This window comes from Agromyces tropicus, assembly GCF_039531345.1.
GTDB lineage: Bacteria > Actinomycetota > Actinomycetes > Actinomycetales > Microbacteriaceae > Agromyces > Agromyces tropicus.
Map to the genome: position 1 here is coordinate 24,144 of NZ_BAAAPW010000008.1, position 17,473 is coordinate 41,616.

18 protein-coding genes and 1 tRNA gene are annotated in these 17,473 nt (G+C 72.7%); 8 read left to right on the plus strand and 11 right to left on the minus strand.

Translation table 11 applies throughout. From position 1 onward, the window contains the following. The first annotated feature begins 2 nt into the window (after window positions 1-2). Entirely contained in the window at window positions 3-464 is a 462-nt protein-coding gene (mscL, locus tag ABD230_RS18285) for a large conductance mechanosensitive channel protein MscL (RefSeq protein ID WP_344378457.1), read from the plus strand. A gap of 60 nt (window positions 465-524) precedes the next feature. On the opposite strand, the gene ABD230_RS18290 is transcribed toward mscL, so the two are convergent. Next, complete coding sequence (locus ABD230_RS18290) at window positions 525-836, minus strand: hypothetical protein (RefSeq protein ID WP_344378459.1); 312 nt, start codon at window positions 834-836, stop codon at window positions 525-527. Beyond that, the gene (locus tag ABD230_RS18295) at window positions 833-4,603 is read right to left on the minus strand and encodes an AAA family ATPase (protein WP_425546260.1); all 3,771 of its coding nucleotides are present in this window, start codon (window positions 4,601-4,603) and stop codon (window positions 833-835) included. Before ABD230_RS18295 ends, ABD230_RS18290 begins: the two co-directional genes overlap by 4 nt. Window positions 4,604-4,735: 132 nt before the next feature. Between ABD230_RS18295 and ABD230_RS18300 the strand changes: the two genes are divergently transcribed. Together ABD230_RS18300 and ABD230_RS18305 are read left to right on the plus strand one after the other, a co-directional pair. Further along, window positions 4,736-5,044 (plus strand): rhodanese-like domain-containing protein, encoded by a 309-nt coding sequence (locus tag ABD230_RS18300; RefSeq protein WP_344378464.1) that lies wholly within the window; start codon window positions 4,736-4,738, stop codon window positions 5,042-5,044. Continuing rightward, on the plus strand, window positions 5,041-5,337 hold the full coding sequence (locus tag ABD230_RS18305; protein WP_344378465.1) for a metal-sensitive transcriptional regulator: 297 nt from the start codon (window positions 5,041-5,043) through the stop codon (window positions 5,335-5,337). The genes ABD230_RS18300 and ABD230_RS18305 overlap by 4 nt, the downstream gene beginning before the upstream one ends. 142 nt (window positions 5,338-5,479) lie before the next feature. Here the strand turns inward: ABD230_RS18305 and ald are convergent, their stop codons facing one another. After that, complete coding sequence (gene ald / locus ABD230_RS18310; RefSeq protein WP_344378469.1) at window positions 5,480-6,580, minus strand: alanine dehydrogenase; 1,101 nt, start codon at window positions 6,578-6,580, stop codon at window positions 5,480-5,482. 132 nt (window positions 6,581-6,712) lie between these two features. Between ald and ABD230_RS18315 the strand changes: the two genes are divergently transcribed. Further along, window positions 6,713-7,216 carry an Lrp/AsnC family transcriptional regulator gene (locus tag ABD230_RS18315; protein ID WP_344378482.1) on the plus strand — a complete coding sequence of 168 codons (504 nt, stop codon included), beginning with the start codon at window positions 6,713-6,715 and terminating at the stop codon, window positions 7,214-7,216. A gap of 46 nt (window positions 7,217-7,262) precedes the next feature. On the opposite strand, the gene ABD230_RS18320 is transcribed toward ABD230_RS18315, so the two are convergent. After that, entirely contained in the window at window positions 7,263-8,330 is a 1,068-nt protein-coding gene (locus ABD230_RS18320) for an ATP-dependent DNA ligase (protein ID WP_344378485.1), read from the minus strand. Window positions 8,331-8,500: 170 nt separating this feature from the next. Here ABD230_RS18320 and ABD230_RS18325 point away from each other — a divergent pair, with 170 nt between their 5' ends. The 3 genes from ABD230_RS18325 to ABD230_RS18335 all read left to right on the plus strand — a co-directional run bounded on the left by ABD230_RS18325 (window position 8,501) and on the right by ABD230_RS18335 (window position 9,346). Continuing rightward, the gene (locus tag ABD230_RS18325; RefSeq protein ID WP_344378491.1) at window positions 8,501-8,677 is read left to right on the plus strand and encodes a hypothetical protein; all 177 of its coding nucleotides are present in this window, start codon (window positions 8,501-8,503) and stop codon (window positions 8,675-8,677) included. Continuing rightward, on the plus strand, window positions 8,674-8,931 hold the full coding sequence (locus ABD230_RS18330) for a hypothetical protein (RefSeq protein WP_344378497.1): 258 nt from the start codon (window positions 8,674-8,676) through the stop codon (window positions 8,929-8,931). Before ABD230_RS18325 ends, ABD230_RS18330 begins: the two co-directional genes overlap by 4 nt. Before the next feature lie 64 nt (window positions 8,932-8,995). After that, on the plus strand, window positions 8,996-9,346 hold the full coding sequence (locus ABD230_RS18335; protein WP_344378499.1) for a hypothetical protein: 351 nt from the start codon (window positions 8,996-8,998) through the stop codon (window positions 9,344-9,346). A gap of 33 nt (window positions 9,347-9,379) precedes the next feature. On the opposite strand, the gene ABD230_RS18340 is transcribed toward ABD230_RS18335, so the two are convergent. Together ABD230_RS18340 and ABD230_RS18345 are read right to left on the minus strand one after the other, a co-directional pair. After that, window positions 9,380-9,664 (minus strand): hypothetical protein, encoded by a 285-nt coding sequence (locus tag ABD230_RS18340; protein WP_344378501.1) that lies wholly within the window; start codon window positions 9,662-9,664, stop codon window positions 9,380-9,382. Window positions 9,665-9,669: 5 nt separating this feature from the next. Further along, window positions 9,670-10,002, minus strand: a complete 333-nt coding sequence (locus ABD230_RS18345) for a DUF7882 family protein (protein WP_344378513.1) — start codon at window positions 10,000-10,002, stop codon at window positions 9,670-9,672. Window positions 10,003-10,149: 147 nt separating this feature from the next. Between ABD230_RS18345 and ABD230_RS18350 the strand changes: the two genes are divergently transcribed. Beyond that, a complete protein-coding gene (locus ABD230_RS18350) occupies window positions 10,150-10,401 on the plus strand; it encodes a hypothetical protein (protein WP_344378515.1) in 252 nt (83 codons plus the stop codon). A 60-nt stretch (window positions 10,402-10,461) separates the two neighbouring features. On the opposite strand, the gene pgi is transcribed toward ABD230_RS18350, so the two are convergent. The 5 genes from pgi to ABD230_RS18375 all read right to left on the minus strand — a co-directional run bounded on the left by pgi (window position 10,462) and on the right by ABD230_RS18375 (window position 17,302). Beyond that, on the minus strand, window positions 10,462-12,150 hold the full coding sequence (gene pgi, locus ABD230_RS18355) for a glucose-6-phosphate isomerase (protein WP_344378521.1): 1,689 nt from the start codon (window positions 12,148-12,150) through the stop codon (window positions 10,462-10,464). Window positions 12,151-12,235: 85 nt separating this feature from the next. Next, window positions 12,236-14,620, minus strand: a complete 2,385-nt coding sequence (gene ppsA / locus ABD230_RS18360) for a phosphoenolpyruvate synthase (protein ID WP_344378532.1) — start codon at window positions 14,618-14,620, stop codon at window positions 12,236-12,238. After that, window positions 14,617-15,486 carry a pyruvate, water dikinase regulatory protein gene (locus tag ABD230_RS18365; protein ID WP_344378534.1) on the minus strand — a complete coding sequence of 290 codons (870 nt, stop codon included), beginning with the start codon at window positions 15,484-15,486 and terminating at the stop codon, window positions 14,617-14,619. The genes ppsA and ABD230_RS18365 overlap by 4 nt, the downstream gene beginning before the upstream one ends. A 223-nt stretch (window positions 15,487-15,709) precedes the next feature. After that, a tRNA-Arg gene (locus ABD230_RS18370) sits at window positions 15,710-15,781 on the minus strand. Window positions 15,782-16,081: 300 nt separating this feature from the next. Beyond that, entirely contained in the window at window positions 16,082-17,302 is a 1,221-nt protein-coding gene (locus ABD230_RS18375) for a CHAP domain-containing protein (protein WP_344378542.1), read from the minus strand. Window positions 17,303-17,473: the final 171 nt, after the last annotated feature.

Genomic DNA, 17,473 nt, shown 5'->3' on the forward strand with positions numbered 1-17,473 from the left:
ACATGGAACAGAAGGGGGCCCAGCGCGTGCTCAAGGGATTCAAGGAGTTCATCCTCCGCGGCAACGTCGTCGACCTCGCGGTCGCGGTCGTCATCGGCGCCGCGTTCACCGCGGTCGTGAACTCGATCGTCTCCAACGTGTTCAACCCGCTCATCGCCGCGGTGTTCCGCGCCGACAGCCTCGACTCGGCGTTCGTCTGGGAGATCCCGACGACCGACGGCGGGGTCGCCGAGGTGAAGTTCGGCGCGGTGCTCGGGGCGCTGCTCACGTTCCTCATCGTCGCCGCGGTCGTCTACTTCGTCTTCGTGATGCCCATGAACGTCCTCAAGGAGCGGGCCGACGCCCGCCGTGAGGCCGGCGAGCCGAAGGCCGAGGACCCGGAGACCGAGCTCACGGTGCTCGCCGAGATCCGCGACCTCCTCGCCGCGGAACGGCGGGCCGCCGACGCCGGCCGACCCGAGTAGGCCCTCCGCGCACGCGGAATCCGGAGCGCCCGCCGCCCCGTCGGCGGGCGCTCCGTCGTCTCACCAGTGCGGGGGTCGCTCGCGGGTGATCCGCTCGTCGTCGGGGCGGCCGGTGCCGCGCCGCCGCTCGCGGTCCTCGTGCGCTCCGGGGACCGCGTGCTCGGGCGACGGGTCCGTGTCCGGCGCGGGCGTCAGCCGCGCGCGGCGCGCGCCGCGCGCGCGTTCGACCCGCTGGCGCGGCGCCGGCGCCTCCTCGCCGTCGACATCCTCGTCCTCGGGATGCGGCCGCGACGACTCGGGGTCGGCACCGGACGGCTCGGGCTCCGCGGCATCCGCCTCGCGCCCGTCGGGTCGATCGGGCCGGTCGCTCACGCGCTCCGCGGCTCCTCGTCCTCGTCCGCGGGCACCGGGGTCGGCGCACGGCCGAGGACCGACGCCACGCGCTCCGCGACCGACTCGGGGTCGCTGAAGAGCTCGAAGCTGTGCACCCGGAGGTAGTGCCACCCGAGACGGCGGAGCACGTCCGGCCGCAGGCGCAGCGACTCGCGCAGGCTCTGGTCGGCCAGGGCGATGTCGGTCTCGACGACGACCGCACGGCCCGCGTGCGCGGCGGCGAGCGACAGGGTGCCCCGGTGGGCGACGCTGACGCGGATGCCGCGACGCTCGAGCCGCGACGCGAGGTCGGCCAGCATCGGGTCGGCGCGCCCGGCGTCGCGGAGCTCGTCCTTCTGCTCCTCGGTGTGCGACAGGATGCTCGCGAGCGCGACGACGCCGTGGCGCTGGCGGTCCTCGTCGATGTCCTCGGGCCGGAAGGCCGCCACGATGTCCATGGAGCGACGCGCGCGCGTCATGGCGACGGCGAGCAGGCGCTCCCCGCCCGGCTCGCCGAGTGCGCCGAAGCTCGACAGCAGCCGACCGTGCGGCGTGCGGCCGTAGCCGATCGAGAACACCACGCGATCCCGGCTCTGCGCGACGGCCTGCTCGAGCGTGAGCACCGTGAACGGCTCGGCGCGGTCGCGGAGGATGAAGTCGGAGAGGTCGCTGCGCTTGGCGAAGGCGGCGAGCACCGCCTGGTGCACGCGCGCGGCGTGCCGCGCGCTCGCGGTGATGACCATGAGCGACTCGCGCGGCCGCTTGACCGCGTGCTCCATGACGAGCTCGACGACCTTCGCGACCTCGGCGTCGAGGCTCTCGACGGTGCCGGTCACCGGATCGGGCAGTCCGTTGCCGCGCACGTAGTGCAGCCCGAGGCTGCCGTGGCCGAGGAAACTGCCCGCCCACGGCATCGAGAGGATGCGGCCGCCGTAGAAGCGGCGGTTCACGAGTTCCGCGAGGTCCTCGCCGCCCGCCCGATAGCTGCGGGTGAGGGTCATGGTCGGCAGCAGCTCGGCGAGTCGCGCGAGCGCCGAGTCGGCGTGGAGGGCGTCGACGCCGTGTTCGGGCGAGGGCCGCTCGTCGCCGTCGGCGCGGATCGCGGTCTCGAAGCGGGTCGGCGTCTGCGTGACGGGGTCGCCGAAGGCGACGACCTGGTTCGCCCGGCGGATGGCGCCGAGGTTCTCGGCGATCGTCGTCGCTCCGGCGTCCACGAGCACGACCGTGTCGAACCGGATGGCGTCGTCGATGGCCGGCACCTCGTACGGCGACGCGAGCCAGACCGGGGCGAGCAGGCGGAACAGCGCCGGCGACTCGCGGTGCAGGCGGTCGGGGCGCACGCGCTCGCCGCGCAGCATCCGTCGCAGCCGCTCGGCCTCCTCGGGATGGTCGACGAGCGCGACCCGCCACGCCTCGGCGGCACGCCACGCCAGCAGCGGGCCGGCGGCCGAGGCGTGCGCGTCGTCGACGAGCCGGAAGTCGGACTCGAGCCGGTCGAGGACGCTCGTGTTCGCCCCGAGCAGGGCCGGGTCGCCCGCGAGCATCGTCTCGAACACGGACTGCCACCAGGCCAGCTCGAGCTCGGAGGCGACCTGCTGCTCCGGCACGTGCCGCTCGGCGAGGTCGACGAGCAGCGGATCGAGTCCGAGGTCGCGGAGCTTCTGGAGCAGCGCGGTGCGCTCCTGCAGGTTGTGCAGCACCTCCGACTCCGCGGCGAGGCCGACGAGGGTCGCCTCGAGGTCGCGCAGCGGCCGGGCGCCGAGCCGCTTCGGCGTGCCCTCCAAGCCGAGCGGGCGGTCGAGCTCCTGCAGGTCAGCGGCGACCGTGTGGTAGCCGACGTGGACGTCGTCGAGCCCGACGGGCACGCTCGGCACCGCGCCCGCCTCGGAGTAGCGGTGCCACAGCGTGCGCTGCTGCTGGATGCTGCGGAGGGCCGTGTTGAGGTCGCCGACGTGGACGCCCGGGCGAACGTACTCGAGCGCGAGGCGCTTCAGCCGACGCCGGTTCGCACCCGACATCCCGGTCTCGCGGCGCGGGGCGGTGGCGGCGATGAGCTCCCCGAGCGGCCGGTCGTAGACGGCCGGAAGGAACCGGTCGAGCGTGTCGCGGATGTCGTGCAGCAGCCGCAGGAACACGCCGAGCTCGGCGATCGACTCGAACTGCCGCAACCGGGTCTGCGCGATGAGCGCGCGGGCTCGCTCGAGCAGCCGCGGCACGTCGGTGCCGCTCAGGCGCTTGGCCAGTTCGTGGGCCGCCGTCGCCGCCTCGGAGGTCGCGAAGTCGGCGCCGTACCAGGGCGAGTCGCCCGGCCCGTATCGGAACTCGCCGAGCGCGGCCGCCCGCACGAGGTCGGCCGACACGGCGTCGCGACCCCGGGCGAGCCCCTCGAGCGAGGCCCGGTCGAGACGTGCCGTCGTGTCGGGCGGCGTGGGCAGCGACGCGAGGCCGGCGAGCGCCGTGAGCGCGTCGAGCACCGAGACGCCGAGCGTGCCGTCGTGTCGGGTCAGGGCGTGGCGGTAGTCGAGCAGCACGCGCCGCAGGCGCACGAGCGCGTCGTCGACGTCGGCGATGCGCGGCTGCTCGGCCTGCTCGTTGCGGGCGATCGAACGGATGAGGTCGCGGCGCAGCCGATCGGTCGAGACCGCGAGGCCACCGAGGCCGACCTGCCCGAGCCGGTGGGCGATGCCGTCGAGGCTCGCACGCCGGGCGCCGACCACGAGCACGCGCCGTTCGTTCGCCACGAGCGCCCCGATGGCGTTGACGATCGTCTGGGTGCCGCCGGTGCCCGGGAGCGTCTTGACCACGATGGAGTCGCCGCGCTCGATGCGCGCGATGACCTGCTCCTGCTCGGCGTCGGCGTCGAGGAGCAGCCGGTCGGTCGAGGGCGGGCGCTCGTCCTGCGGAACGATGAGCGGCGGATCGGTGCGCCGACCGACCGCGGCGCGCGCGTTCGGGTTGCCGGCGATCGCGTCGATGACGGGGTGCTCGAGCCGCGCGGCATCCGCCCCCATCGCGGGGCCGACCTCGGCGAAGGACGACACGACGAGCCGCGGGGCGACGTGGAAGTACGGCAGGTGCGAGGTGAGCCCGCGCAGCCGGTCGATCACGGGCTGCGGCTTGAACACGCCGTTCGAGATCGCGAGTGCGACGAACGCGTCGGCGTCGAGCGTGATCTGGAAGCGCTCGTGGAGCTCGCGCGCGAGCGCGGGATTGAGGAACGGCTGCCCCTTCAGCTTGAGCTCGAAGTCGCGGCCGTAGCGGCGGATGGCGAGTGGGCGCAGGAGCACGGGTGCGAGGAAGTCCGCGCCGCCGTGCTGCCACGAGGCGAGGCCGATGGCGAGGTGGACCGACTCGATGCCGCGCACGGAGCGCAGCTCGACGCCCTTCTGGGTGATCTCGGCCGCGGCGAGCCGGGCGTTGCGCAGCGCGAGCTCGTCGCGGATGAGGCTCGAGAGCAGGGTCGACTTGCCGGTGATGAACTGCGGGAGGCCGCCGGGGTGCGTCGTCGAGAGCTCGATCCGCGTGCGCGGGGCGTCCTCGAAGTGGATGAGCGGCGAGCGTCCGCCGAGCTCGCGGAGCTCGGCGTGCCAGCGCCGCCAGCTGGGCTCGGCGATGTTCCCGGCGACGACCGAGGGGTCGCCGACGGTGACCGCGTGCGGGGTCACCAGGTCGCGCTGCGGGTCCGAGGCGTCGGCGCGCGCGGCGTCCGGGGTCTCGGGCCCGTCGTCGAAGAGGTCGCCCTCGTCGTTCCGTTCGAGCCGTTGCACACCGTCACCATACGGCGCGGGCCGCGGATCGCCCGGAGCATCGCCGCGGTGCGGACGATTTCGATACCCTGCGGGTATTGATACCATGGGGGTATGCTCGTCAGGAGCACGACATCCGCACGAGGAGCACCCATGAAGTCGATCTCCCCCACCGACGCCCACGCCGTGGCCGACGCGTGGATCCTCGACGTCCGCGAGGACGGCGAGCTCGCGCAGGCCCGGCTCGACGACGCCCACCACATCCCGCTCGGCGACCTCGTCGCGCGGGTCGAGGAAGTCCCCCGCGACCGCACCGTCTACGTGCTCTGCCACGCCGGCGGCCGCAGCGCGCAGGCGACGCAGTACCTGGCGGCGCAGGGCGTCGACGCCGTCAACATCACCGGCGGCATCACCGAGTGGTACCGCGCCGGACTGCCCATCACCACCGGAGGTGCCGCATGACCACGACCGTCGCGACCGAATCCACCTCGGACGCCCAGCGCCGCATCGCCAACCGCCTGAAGCGCGCCCGCGGCCAGCTCAACGCGGTCATCGACGCCGTGGAGTCGGGTGCCGACTGCCGCACCGTCGTCAACCAGCTCGCCGCCGTCTCGAGCGCCCTCGACCGGGCCGGCTTCGCCGTCATCTCCACCGCGATGCGCGACTGCGCCGCGGACCCCGACGGCAAGGTCGACGGCTCCGGCGAGCGGCTCGACTTCGACGAGCTCGAGAAGCTCTTCCTCTCGCTCTCCTGACCGGGCGCTCCGACGCGCCGCCGACTCCGCACGGCGAGCGGCGCGCCCCGCGCGGCCCGGCCCGGAACGCCACGACGGCCGCCGTCCATCTCGGACGGCGGCCGTCGTGTGCTCACGGAGCGCCTGGTCGGGCACCCCGGCGTCAGACGAGGGAGGACAGCTCCAGCCCGTGGGCCTTGGCGACCCCCTCGTTGGTCAGCTTGCCTGCGGTGGCGTTCAGGCCCTTGGCGAGCGCGGGGTCGGCGGCGAGGGCGGCCTCCCAGCCCAGGTCGGCGATCTTCAGCGCGTACGGCAGCGTCGCATTGGTGAGCGCCGGCGTCGAGGTCGCGGGGACCGCGCCGGGCATGTTCGCGACGCAGTAGTAGATGGCGTCGTGCACCTCGTACGTGGGCTCGGCGTGCGTGGTCGCGGTCGAGCCCTCGAAGCAGCCGCCCTGGTCGATCGCGATGTCGACGAGCACGGCGCCGCGCTTCATGGTGGAGACCATCTCGTCGGTCACGACCTTCGGGGCCGCAGCGCCCGGCACGAGGACCGCACCGATGACGAGGTCGGCCTCGCGCACCTGGCGCGCGACCTCGTAGGGCGACGAGGCGAGCGTCTTGATGCGGTGCTCGTAGCGCGCGTCGAGCTCGCGGAGCTTCGGCAGCGAGATGTCCATGACCGTGACGTCGGCGCCCATGCCGAGCGCGGTGGCCGCGGCCTGCTCGCCGGCGACGCCGCCGCCCACGACGAGGACCTTGGCCGGGGCCGTGCCGGGTACGCCGCCCAGCAGGACGCCGCGGCCGCCCTTCGAGGCGTGCAGCGAGGCGGCGCCGACCTGCGGGGCCAGCCGGCCGGCGACCTCGCTCATGGGCGTGAGCAGCGGCAGCGAGCGATCGGCGAGCTGGACGGTCTCGTAGGCGATCGCGGTCACGCCGGAGTCGAGGATGGCGCGGGTGAGCGGCAGGTCCGCGGCGAGGTGGAGGTACGTGAAGAGCGTGAGGTCGTCGCGCAGGAACCCGTACTCCTGCTCGATCGGCTCCTTGACCTTGAGCACCAGCTCGGCGGCCCACGCCTCGGCCGCGGTGGCGACGATGTTCGCGCCGGCGGCGCGGTACTCCTCGTCGTGGTAGCCGGCGCCCTCGCCGGCACCGGCCTGGATGTCGACGCGGTGGCCGCGCAGCGAGAGCGCGTTCGCTCCCGCCGGCGTCATGGCGACGCGGAATTCGTTGTTCTTGACCTCAGCGGGCACGCCGACGTGCATGGGTATCGCTCCGAATGCTGTGTGGATGTGTACCTCCATGCTCGCCGCTTGTTCGTCTGTTGTGAAGAGGATCCGCATGATGTTCGATAGACTCTCGGCATCCGTCTCGAATGTTCGTAGAGGAGCGCCCCCATGACCGATCTGCCGCAGTTCAGCGAACCGGTGCGGGTGACCCTCGACGACATCGACCGCCGGATCATCGCCCTCCTGCACGAGAACGCGCGCATCCCGAACGTCGACCTCGCCCGCGAGGTGGGCGTGTCGCCGTCGACCTGCCTCGCCCGCGTGCGCTCGCTCCGCGAGCGCGGCGTGATCACGCGCTACACGGCCGAGATCAACCCGGCCATGCTCGGCTACACGCTCCAGGCGCTCATCTCGGTGCGGATCCGACCCGGCGCCCGGCACCTCATGGAGCAGATCTCCGACGAACTGCGGCGCGAGCCCGAGGTCGCGCAGCTGTTCTTCCTCGGCGGCAGCGAGGACTTCCTGATCCACGTGCGCGTGCGCGACAGCGAGCACGTGCGGCAGTTCGTCCTGAAGAACCTCTCCGCCAATCCCGCGGTCGCGCTCACCGAGACGAACCTCGTGTTCGAGCACCACACCGCCGGCTCCGCCGGACAGCGCACCGTGCTCTGAACGCCGGTCGCGACCCGGAAGCGCCGCGACCGGCGCTCCCGCGGGCTCAGCCGCGCACCGGCAGGATCTCGGCGAGGTCGAGCCCCTCCGGCGCCTCGAGCTGCTCGTAGGTGCAGCTCTCGGGCGTGCGGTCGGTGCGCCATCGCCGGAACTGGGCGGTGTGCCGGAACCGGTCGCCCTCCATGTGGTCGTAGGCGACCTCGACCACGAGTTCCGGCCGGAGCGGCACGAACGAGAGGTCCTTGCCCGCGCTCCAGCGACTGACGGCGCCCGGCATCCGCCCGGAGCGATGCGCCTCCTGGTCGGCCCACTCGCCCCACGGATGCCGCGAGAGGTCCTCCTCGACGTACGGCGCGAGCGTGTCGACGAGCTCGCGGCGCTTCGCCATGGGGAAGGACGCCGCCACCCCCACGTGGTGCAGCCTCCCGTCATCGCCGTACAGCCCGAGCAGCAGGGACCCGACGATCCCGCCGGTCTTGTGCCACCGGTACCCGGCGACCACGCAGTCCGCCGTGCGCTCGTGCTTCACCTTGAACATCGTGCGCTTGTCGGGCTGGTAGGTGCCCTCGAGCGGCTTCGCCACGACGCCGTCGAGCCCGGCGCCCTCGAACCGCGCGAACCAGTCCTCGGCCTCGGCCCGGTCCGCGGTCGCGGGCGTGACGAAGACCGGGTCGGATGCCGCGGCGAGCGCGGCGACGAGACGCGCTCGGCGCTCGGCGAACGGGCGGTCGGTGAGGTCCTCGTCGCCCTGGGCGAGCAGGTCGAACGCGACGAAGGAGACGGGCGTCTGCTCGGCCAGCAGCCGCACGCGGCTCGCCGCGGGGTGGATTCGCTGCTGGAGCGCATCGAAGTCGAGCCGGCCGTCGCGCACGAGCACGATCTCGCCGTCGACCACGCACCGCTCGGGCAGGTTCGCCCGGAGGGCCTCCACGAGCTCGGGGAAGTACCGCGTCATCGGCCGCTCGTTGCGGCTGCCGAGCTCGACCTCGTCGCCGTCACGGAAGACGATCGTGCGGAAGCCGTCCCACTTCGGCTCGACGTGGCCGACGTCGGGGATCTGCTTCACCGACTTCGCGAGCATCGGCTTGACGGGCGGCATCACCGGCAGGTCCATCCGACCATCATGCTCCGGTCCCCCGACACGCGCACGACCGCACGCCGGGATGCCCGGGTAGCACCGGCCGCAGGGTCGGTCAAGGGACTGCGCCGGCGCGCGCGGCGACGTACCCTCGATATCGGTCGCAGTGCATGGGGGTGCGCTGCCGCCGACGATCGGGGGATGCCATGTCCGAGCCACGCGACGAACGCAGCGGGGACGAACCGGGCGACGAGGACCGGATCCTGGACGCGGCGGTCGACGAGGTCGAGCGCCGCGCCCGGGCGGAGGAGGATGCGGATGCCGGCGAGCGCGTCGCCGTGCAGGACGAGCGCGGGCGGATCACCGAGGAGCGCGCGCAATGAGCGCCGTCATCGATCCGCCCGAGCCGGAGGCGCCGGCGCTGCCCAGCATCGGCGTCTGGTGGCCGATGCTCGAGACGTCGCTGCAGCTCGAGATCCTGGAGCACCCCACCTCGCCGCTCCGGCCGGTCGTCGTGCGCCGCATCTTCGAGCTGTGCGAGCTCGTCCCACGTCCCGTCCCGCGCTCCGGGGTCCGGCTCGGACCCAACGAGCGCGCGTACCTCGCGGGCTGGGTGCACGCCGTGGACTGGATCTGACGACCCGACGACGTCCGCGCAGACGCCGTCGCACCGACTCGAGAAGGATGGGGAGGCCAGCGCCATGGAGCGGATCCACTACGCCGGAGGCGTGCTGCTGACGGGCACCGCGATCGCGGACGCGATCGTCGACTACGCCGCGGCGCTCGCGACGCGGCAGTCCGCGGCATCCGTCGACATCCCCGTCCGGCTCGACGACGGGTCCACCGCGCGTGCGCACCTGCTCATCGGACCGGCGAGCCAACTCGTGACCGAGCCCGTCTCAAACGACCACGGCGCGGAGCTCGAGGACGAGGAGCTCGTCGGTCGACTGCGCAGCGCCACCGGCGCCCTCTCGGACATCCGCCCGATCGCAGACCCGTCCGCGGTCGTGGCCGATCACACCGACGATCTCGAGTGGCCCCGCTTCCGCTGAGCCGCGCGGCGCCCAGCCGGTGCGGCCGGGCCTTCAGCCGCTGAGGTCGTCGGGCGAGTCGACGCCGCCGACGTCGGTCGCCCGCACCTCGGCCTCGTCGTCGTCCTGCTCCGCGGGATCGTCGGAGGGGATCGGCACGATGCTGATCGGGATCCCGCGGCCGACGAGCAGTTGGGCCGGCTGCGGCCGCCCCTCGCCGAAGTTCACCGTGATCCAGTCGGCGACGCCCCGCTCGTGGGCCTGCTCGATGGCCTGCTTGATCGCCTCGAGGTCGGCCTCGCCGACGGAGTAGTGGACGCCGTCGTAGAGGATGTTCACGCGCTTCACGATTCGTGCCCCCCATTGGCCTCGGCACCCCGCGTCTCGGGTTCGGGCACGAGCACGAGCCCGCCCGGCGAGTTCGCGGTGGCCATCAGCGCGTCCACCCACGTGCGGTTGATCGAGGGCTGGCGGCCCCCGGCGTACTTGAAGACGAGCGAGATCCGCGGGTGGATCCACAGGGTGCTCCGCCCGTTGCCGATCGACGGATCGTCCCGCCAACTGAAGTAGAAGGACTCGCCGCGACGCAGCTTCGCGCCGATCACGAGCTGCAGGTGCGCCAGCACGCGATCGTCGAAGTCGACGCCGAGGGTCGAGTCGTACGTCAGCTTCCCCACATCCACCTCCGGGCATCGGACCCACGACCCCCCTACCGTATCCCGGCGGGGCCCGCTGGGGACAGGGGCTTGTCAAGGCCCTGTCGGCCCGATCCGGGTTCGGGTACCGAGGAGGGGAACGAGATCCCGAGCCGAGGGAGGACGACGATGACGTACCGCGGCGCGACGATCAGCGACGCACTGGACGTGGAGCCGATCAGCCAGACGACCTGGCGCGTCTCCGACCGCAGGGAGGGCGGCGGCGCCAGCCGCATCCTCGGCTACCTCCACGAGGTGGCCGACGGGTACGAGATGCTGTGGATGCGCCCGCGACCCGGCGTCACGCGGCGCTACGGGAGTTTCGCCGATGCGGTGGACGACACCGCACGGCGCCTGGGCACGATGCGGATGCGCGGCTGAGCCGCAGGTCGGACGGGCACGGGCCGATCCGGCCCGCGCCCGTCCGTCTCCGGCGCCCGCTCAGTCGGTGCGCTGCGCGCGGTAGTACTCGAGCAGTGCCCGGGTCGAGGCGTCCTGCGCGGCGAGCGCATCGGCGTCGCCCTCCAGGGCGGGCGCGATCTGCAGCGCGAGCTGCTTGCCGAGTTCGACGCCCCACTGGTCGAACGAGTTGATGCCCCAGACGACGCCCTGCGTGAAGGTGATGTGCTCGTAGAGCGCGATGAGCTGGCCCAGCACCGACGGGGTCAGCGCGGGCGCGAAGATCGACGTCGTCGGCCGGTTGCCGGGGAACGTGCGGGCGGCGACGAGGGCTCCGGTGGTGCCCTCGGCCTCGACCTCCTCGGCGGTCTTGCCGAACGCGAGCGCCTTCGTCTGCGCGAGGAAGTTCGCGAGGAAGAGGCCGTGCACGTCGCGGCCGTCGTCGCTGAGCGGGTAGGCCGGGTTCGCGACGGCGATGAAGTCGGCCGGGATCAGCCGCGTGCCCTGGTGGATGAGCTGGTAGAACGCATGCTGCCCGTTCGTGCCCGGCTCGCCCCAGAACACCTCGCCCGTGTCGGTCGCGACCGGCGTGCCGTCCCACCGGACGGACTTGCCGTTGGACTCCATCGTCAGCTGCTGCAGGTACGCCGGGAAGCGATGCAGCTGCTGCGCGTACGGCAGCACCGCGTGCGACTGCGCGCCGAGGAAGTTCGTGTACCAGACGTTGAGCAGGCCCATCAGCACGGGGACGTTGCGCTCCAGCGGGGTCGAGCGCACGTGCTCGTCGACCGCGTGGAAGCCGGCCAGCAGGTCTCGGAAGACGTCCGGGCCGAGCTCGATCGCGAGCGAGAGCCCGATCGCGGAGTCGACCGAGTAGCGCCCGCCGACCCAGTCCCAGAACCCGAAGGCGTTCCGGGGGTCGATGCCGAAGGCCGCCACCTTGTCGAGGGCCGTCGAGACGGCGACGAAGTGGTGCGCGACGGCGTCGGTGCGGGATGCCTCGTCCCCGCCGATGGCGCCGGCGCCCTCGAGGCCGTCCCACAGCCAGTCGCGGGCGAGCCGCGCGTTCGTCAGCGTCTCGAGCGTCGTGAAGGTCTTCGACGCGACGATGAACAGCGTCGTCTCGGGGTCGAGTCCGGCGGTGGTCTGCGCGAGGTCGGTCGGGTCGATGTTCGAGACGAAGTGCGCGCGGATGCCGGCGTCGGCGTACGGCTTCAGCGCCTCGGAGACCATGACCGGGCCCAGGTCGGATCCGCCGATGCCGATGTTCACGACATCGGTCACCCGCTTGCCGGTCACGCCGAGCCAGTCCCCGGATCGGACGCGGTCGGCGAACGCGCCGAGCCGGTCGAGCACCTCGTGCACGTCGTGGTCGACGTCCTGCCCGTCGACGACGAGCTCGGGCCTCGCCCCGGCGGGCCGCCGCAGCGCCGTGTGCAGCACGGCACGGTCCTCCGTCGTGTTGATGTGCTCGCCGGCGAGCATCGCGGCGAACCGGTCGGCGACGCCGACCTGCTCCGCGAGGCGCACGAGCGCGGCGAGCACCTCGCCGGTCACGAGGTTCTTCGAGAGGTCGACGTGGAGGTCGGCGAGCGCGAGGCTCATCCGCTCGACACGCGCGGGGTCGGCGGCGAACCAGCCCCGGAGGTCGGGCGAGAACGACTCGCGGAGGGTCCCGAGTTCGGACCAGGCGGGCGTGGTGGTGGGATCGATCGGCGTGCTCACGCGCATCACGCTACCCATCCGGAGCGGGCGCGTGAACCCGTGCGACGCCCGGCGACGTCCCGCGACGCGACGACGGCCATCCGCCCGACGCCTACGCGGGCTGCGGGTGGGATCCGGCCAAGCGCAGCCACGTGTCCACCACGGTGTCGGGATTCAGCGACATCGACCCGATGCCCTCGTCGAGCAGCCACTCGGCGAGGTCCGGGTGGTCGCTCGGACCCTGGCCGCAGATGCCCACGTACTTGCCGTTGCGCCGGCACGCCTCGATCGCCAGCGTGAGCATCCGCCGGACGGCGGGGTCGCGCTCGTCGAAGAGCGAGGAGACCAGGCCCGAGTCACGGTCGAGGCCGAGGGTGAGCTGGGTCATGTCGTTCGACCCGATCGAGAAGCCGTCGAAGTACTCGAGGAACTCGTCCGCCAGGAGGGCGTTGGAGGGCAGCTCGCACATCATCATGACCTCGAGCCCGTTCTCGCCGCGGCGCAGGCCGTTCTCGGCGAGGAGCTCGATCACGGCCCGTGCCTCGTCGACCGTGCGCACGAAGGGGATCATCAGCGCGACGTTGACGAGCCCCATGTCGTCGCGCACGCGCTTCATCGCCTCGCACTCCATCTCGAAGCACTCGCGGAACTCCGGCGAGACGTACCGCGAGGCGCCGCGATAGCCGAGCATCGGGTTCTCCTCCTCCGGCTCGTACTGCGGTCCGCCGATGAGGTTGGCGTACTCGTTCGACTTGAAGTCGCTCATCCGCACGATCACCCGCTCGGGGGCGAAGGCCGCCGCGATCGTCGACACGCCCTCCGTGACCCGGCTGACGAAGTACTCGCGCGGACTCGGGTACGCCGCGATGCGCGGCGCGATCTGCGCCCGCAGCGCGGGGCTGAGCGCGTCGTACTCCAGCAGCGCGCGCGGGTGGATGCCGACCTGCCGGTTGATGATGAACTCGAGGCGCGCGAGCCCGACGCCGTGGTTCGGCAGCTGCGCGAACGAGAACGCCTGCGCGGGCGTGCCGACGTTCATCATGATCTTCGTCGGGATCTCGGGCATGTCCGCGAGCTGCGAGCGCTCCTCGCGGAAGTCGAGGATGCCGTCGTAGATGATGCCCGCATCGCCCTCGGCGCACGAGACCGTGACCTCGCGTCCGTCGACGAGGACGCGGGTCGCGTCCCCGGTCCCGACGACGGCGGGCACGCCGAGCTCGCGGGCGATGATCGCCGCATGGCAGGTGCGCCCGCCGCGGTTGGTGACGATCGCCGAGGCGCGCTTCATGATCGGCTCCCAGTCGGGGTCGGTCATGTCGGCGACGAGCACCTCGCCCTCGCGGAAGTCCTCCATCGAGTCCACCGACTCGATGACGCGGGCAGGGCCCGCCCCGATCCGGTTGCCGATCGCGCTGCCCTGGGTCACGACCGGCCCGCGGCCGTTCAGCACCCAGCGGCTGACCACGCCGGCCTCGACGCGCGACACCACCGTCTCAGGGCGGGCCTGCAGGATGTAGAGCTTGCCGTCGACGCCGTCCTTGCCCCACTCGATGTCCATCGCCCGTCCGTAGTGGTCCTCGATGACGAGCGCCTGGCGGGCGAGCTCGACGACCTCCTCGTCGGTGAGGCTCAGGCGGATGCGGTCCTCGGGCGGCACGTCGGTGAAGACCGTGCTCGTGCCGACGCCGCGCCCGGAGGCGTAGACCATCTTCACCGTCTTGTCGCCGACGGAACGGCGGAGGATCGACGGGCGCCCGGCGCGGAGCGCCGGCTTGTAGACGCTGAACTCGTCGGGGTTCACGGCGCCCTGCACGACGGCCTCGCCGAGGCCCCACGACGACGTCACGAGCACGGTGTTCGCGAATCCGGACTCCGTGTCGACGGTGAACATCACCCCGGACGAGCCCACGTCCGAGCGCACCATCCGCTGCACGCCCGCGGAGAGCGCGACGTCGTGGTGCTCGAAGCCGTGGTGGACGCGGTACGCGATCGCCCGGTCGTTGTAGAGGGAGGCGAACACGGCCCGGACCGCCGCGAGGACGTTCTCGACGCCGTGGATGTTCAGGTACGTCTCCTGCTGGCCCGCGAACGACGCGTCGGGCAGGTCCTCGGCGGTCGCGCTCGACCGCACCGCCCACGAGACCTCGTCCGGGTCGGCATTGCCCCGGCTCAGGGTCCGGTACGCGTCCCTCAGGTCGCGGTCGAGGTCCGGCGGGAACGGCTGCCGCTCGATCCAGCCGCGGATCTCGGCGCCCGTTCGCGCCAGCTGGGCCACGTCCTCGACGTCGATCGACTCCGCGGCGCGCCGGATCCGCTCGTACAGTCCCCCCGACTCGAGGAACGACCGGTACGCGTCGGCCGTCGTCGCGAAGCCGCCGGGCACGTCGACGCCGAGGTGCGAGAGGTTGCTGACCATCTCCCCCAGCGAGGCGTTCTTGCCGCCGACCTGGTCGATGTCCTTCAGTCCCAGGTCCTGGAACCATGCGATGTTCGTCATGTCCGTGCTCCTTTGCTGCGGACGCCCGACGGCGTCCCCTCTCTCTGGTCTCGCCGCGACGCGTCGCGCTCCTGCAGCCACCGGAGGATGACGACCGACATCTCCTCGACGGACTTGTTCGCCGAGTTGAGGAACGGGACGTCGAACCGGTGGTAGAGCTCCTCCGCGCGGCGCAGTTCGTACGTGCACTGCTCGAGGCTCGCGTAGCGCGAGTCGGGTCGGCGCTCGTGGCGCACCTGGCTCAGGCGTCGCGCGTTGGTCGTCAGCCCGAAGCACCGCTCGCGGTGCGGCGCGACGGCCGCCGGCAGCGACTCGCCGTGGTAGTCGTCATCGGTGAGCGGGTAGTTCGCGACGCGCAGTCCGTAGCGGAGCGCGAGGTACATCGTCGTCGGCGTCTTGCCGCACCGCGACGGTGCGACGAGCACGACGTCGGCGGCGTCGAGGCCGCGCAGGCTCTGGCCGTCGTCGTGCTCGAGCGCGTACTCGACGGCGCGCATCCGCGCGAAGTACCGTTCCATGTCCCCGACGCCGTGGTACTGGCCGAGCTGCTCGGAGGCGGTCGTGCCCAGCGCGCGCTCCAGCTCCGTGAGCGGGCCGCTCAGGAGGTCGAGGATCATCGCGGGCGCGCCGTCGAGGACGGCCCGCACGGCGGGCGCCTTGACCGTCGTGAACATGATCGGCAGGGCACCCGAGTCGGCCGCGTCGCGGATCTCCCTCACGACGAGTTCGGCCTCCTCGGCCGTGTCGACGAAGGGGAAGGCGTACCGCTCGAACGAGATCGCGGGGAAGTTCACCAGCAGTGCGTTGCCGAGCGTCTCGGCGGTGATCCCGGTGCCGTCGGAGACGAAGACGGCGAGCCGGCGCACGGCAGGGGTCCCTGTCCCCGTTCGCTGTGGCTCGGCAGGCATCCTCGGCTCCGTGTCGCGTCACGAACCGCGACCTCGCGGCTCGCCACGAGCCTAGGAATGCGGGAGGAAGCCTCACAAACCGCATTGCTTCCGCCCCGGCGGAAGCTCGCTCGGGGCGGGGACCCCGGTCGAGGCCGAGGCACGGGCCTCACGCGACGGACGGGCGATTCGCCGTCTCAGGTGCCCCTGGAGGGACTCGAACCCCCAACCCTCTCCTTAGGACGGAGCTGCTCTTCCATTGAGCTACAGAGGCTGACCGGTCGAGTCTAGCGGGCGCGCCACGACCCCCCGGCCACCCGGGGTGGGCCGTCCGGGCTCAGTTGTAGCCGAGGACCACGATGGCGGACGTCGACGGGGCGAGCTCGTCGACGAACCCGTTCTCGTCGAACCGGTTGTCGTCTGAGGGCTGCGTCATCGCGGTCACCTTGTTTCTCTGGGTCGGGGACGACTCAGGCTATCGAGGCCGACCGTGCGAGGTCATTGTCCGGAACGTCCAACTTCGCGACGTCGTTTCGCCATGATGTCGCTCAGGCGGCGCGGATCACGCCGGCGATCACGCGGGCGGGTACAGGTAGAGCGCCTCGCCGACCGGGATGGTGCGAACGTGGTACGAGTGGTCGGAGTTCCAGTTGTACTCCTCGATCGTCACCGTGCCGTCGCCGTTGACCGACTGCACGTAGGCGACGTGGTTGTACGGGAACCACGCCACGGCACCGACGACGGGCTCGCCGCTCGTCGGCCAGCCCTTGGACTGCCACGCGTCGGCCCACATCCAGGCGCTGCCGGAGGCGAGGTTGCCCCAGTCCCACTTCCACGGCGCGCCCGTGACCCCGGCGTCGCGGTTGAGCCGCCACGCGACGAAGTCGACGCACTCGCGGTAGTAGTAGCGCAGCGGTGAGAGGCCGCCGCCGTAGTCGTCCGGCGTCTCGTACCACCACGGGTAGTCGTCGCCCTCGGCCTGCTGCGTGACGATCGCGTACTCGCCGGTGCCGCGCGACGCGAGCTCGGCCTCCCATGCGGCGCGCTCGGCCTCGGCCGCCGCCGCGTCGATCTCCTCCTTGGTGGTGACCGAGAAGCTGTCGCTCGAGACCGGCGCGCCGCTGGCGTGCTCCGAGACCTCGAGGCCCTGCGCCTCGGCGATCGAGAGGCTGAACTTCGTCGGCGTGCCGCCTGGCAGGTGCCCACCCGGCAGGAAGGCGTAGGCGGGCAGCGCCACGGTGCCGATGAGCGCCGGAACGAGCAGCACCGTCGCGGCGACCCGGGCCGGACCGTTCCGCCGGGCGACGGGACCCGTCTTCGAGGGCGCGGCGCCCGGCGAGGTCGACTGCGGGCGATCCCGTCGGGCGCGCGCGCCCGAGCGGCGCGTCGGCGGCGCGGGAGCGGTCGCCGCAGCCTCGGCCGCAGCGATCGAACTCGTGGAGCCGCGCTCCGGCACGACGGCCGAGGGGATCGCGACGGGGTCGGCGGCCGCGGGGACGACGACGGATGCCGCGGGGCCGGCCGATGCCGACGGGGCGGCCCCGGTCGACGGCGCGGCGAGCGCGCGCCGGGCCGACGGGTCCGCGTCGGCGCGCCGCCCGGCGCGCTGCGTCGGGGCCGGGGCCTCCGTCCGACCGGACGGGTTCGCGGACGACGGGCGTCCGCGCGACGACCACCGATCGAGCGGGCGCGAGGGCTCGGACGCGGTCGGACGGTCGTCGTCGGAGCGGTCGGCGCCGGTGGATCGCAGGGCCGCGCGATCGAGCCCGCCGGCGCGGCCGTCGCCGGCGCGCACGTCCTCACGCGGGTCGGAGCGGCGCGCGTCGGAACGGACCGGTTCGGAGCGGCGCGGGTCGGAACGGAGCGCGTCGGGTCGCTCGGGCCACGCGGGCCGCTCGGGCCACGCAGGCCGCTCGGACCGGGCCGGACGCTCGGGACGATCGAACGGCTCCCGGCCGGGGCGCTC

Coding starts and splice junctions, on each gene's coding strand:
- mscL (WP_344378457.1), top strand. CDS start 3: ATGGAACAGAAGGGGGCCCAGCGCGTGCTCAAGGGATTCAAGGAGTTC.
- ABD230_RS18300 (WP_344378464.1), top strand. CDS start 4,736: ATGAAGTCGATCTCCCCCACCGACGCCCACGCCGTGGCCGACGCGTGG.
- ABD230_RS18305 (WP_344378465.1), top strand. CDS start 5,041: ATGACCACGACCGTCGCGACCGAATCCACCTCGGACGCCCAGCGCCGC.
- ald (WP_344378469.1), bottom strand. CDS start 6,580: ATGCACGTCGGCGTGCCCGCTGAGGTCAAGAACAACGAATTCCGCGTC.
- ABD230_RS18315 (WP_344378482.1), top strand. CDS start 6,713: ATGACCGATCTGCCGCAGTTCAGCGAACCGGTGCGGGTGACCCTCGAC.
- ABD230_RS18320 (WP_344378485.1), bottom strand. CDS start 8,330: ATGGACCTGCCGGTGATGCCGCCCGTCAAGCCGATGCTCGCGAAGTCG.
- ABD230_RS18325 (WP_344378491.1), top strand. CDS start 8,501: ATGTCCGAGCCACGCGACGAACGCAGCGGGGACGAACCGGGCGACGAG.
- ABD230_RS18330 (WP_344378497.1), top strand. CDS start 8,674: ATGAGCGCCGTCATCGATCCGCCCGAGCCGGAGGCGCCGGCGCTGCCC.
- ABD230_RS18335 (WP_344378499.1), top strand. CDS start 8,996: ATGGAGCGGATCCACTACGCCGGAGGCGTGCTGCTGACGGGCACCGCG.
- ABD230_RS18350 (WP_344378515.1), top strand. CDS start 10,150: ATGACGTACCGCGGCGCGACGATCAGCGACGCACTGGACGTGGAGCCG.
- pgi (WP_344378521.1), bottom strand. CDS start 12,150: ATGCGCGTGAGCACGCCGATCGATCCCACCACCACGCCCGCCTGGTCC.
- ppsA (WP_344378532.1), bottom strand. CDS start 14,620: ATGACGAACATCGCATGGTTCCAGGACCTGGGACTGAAGGACATCGAC.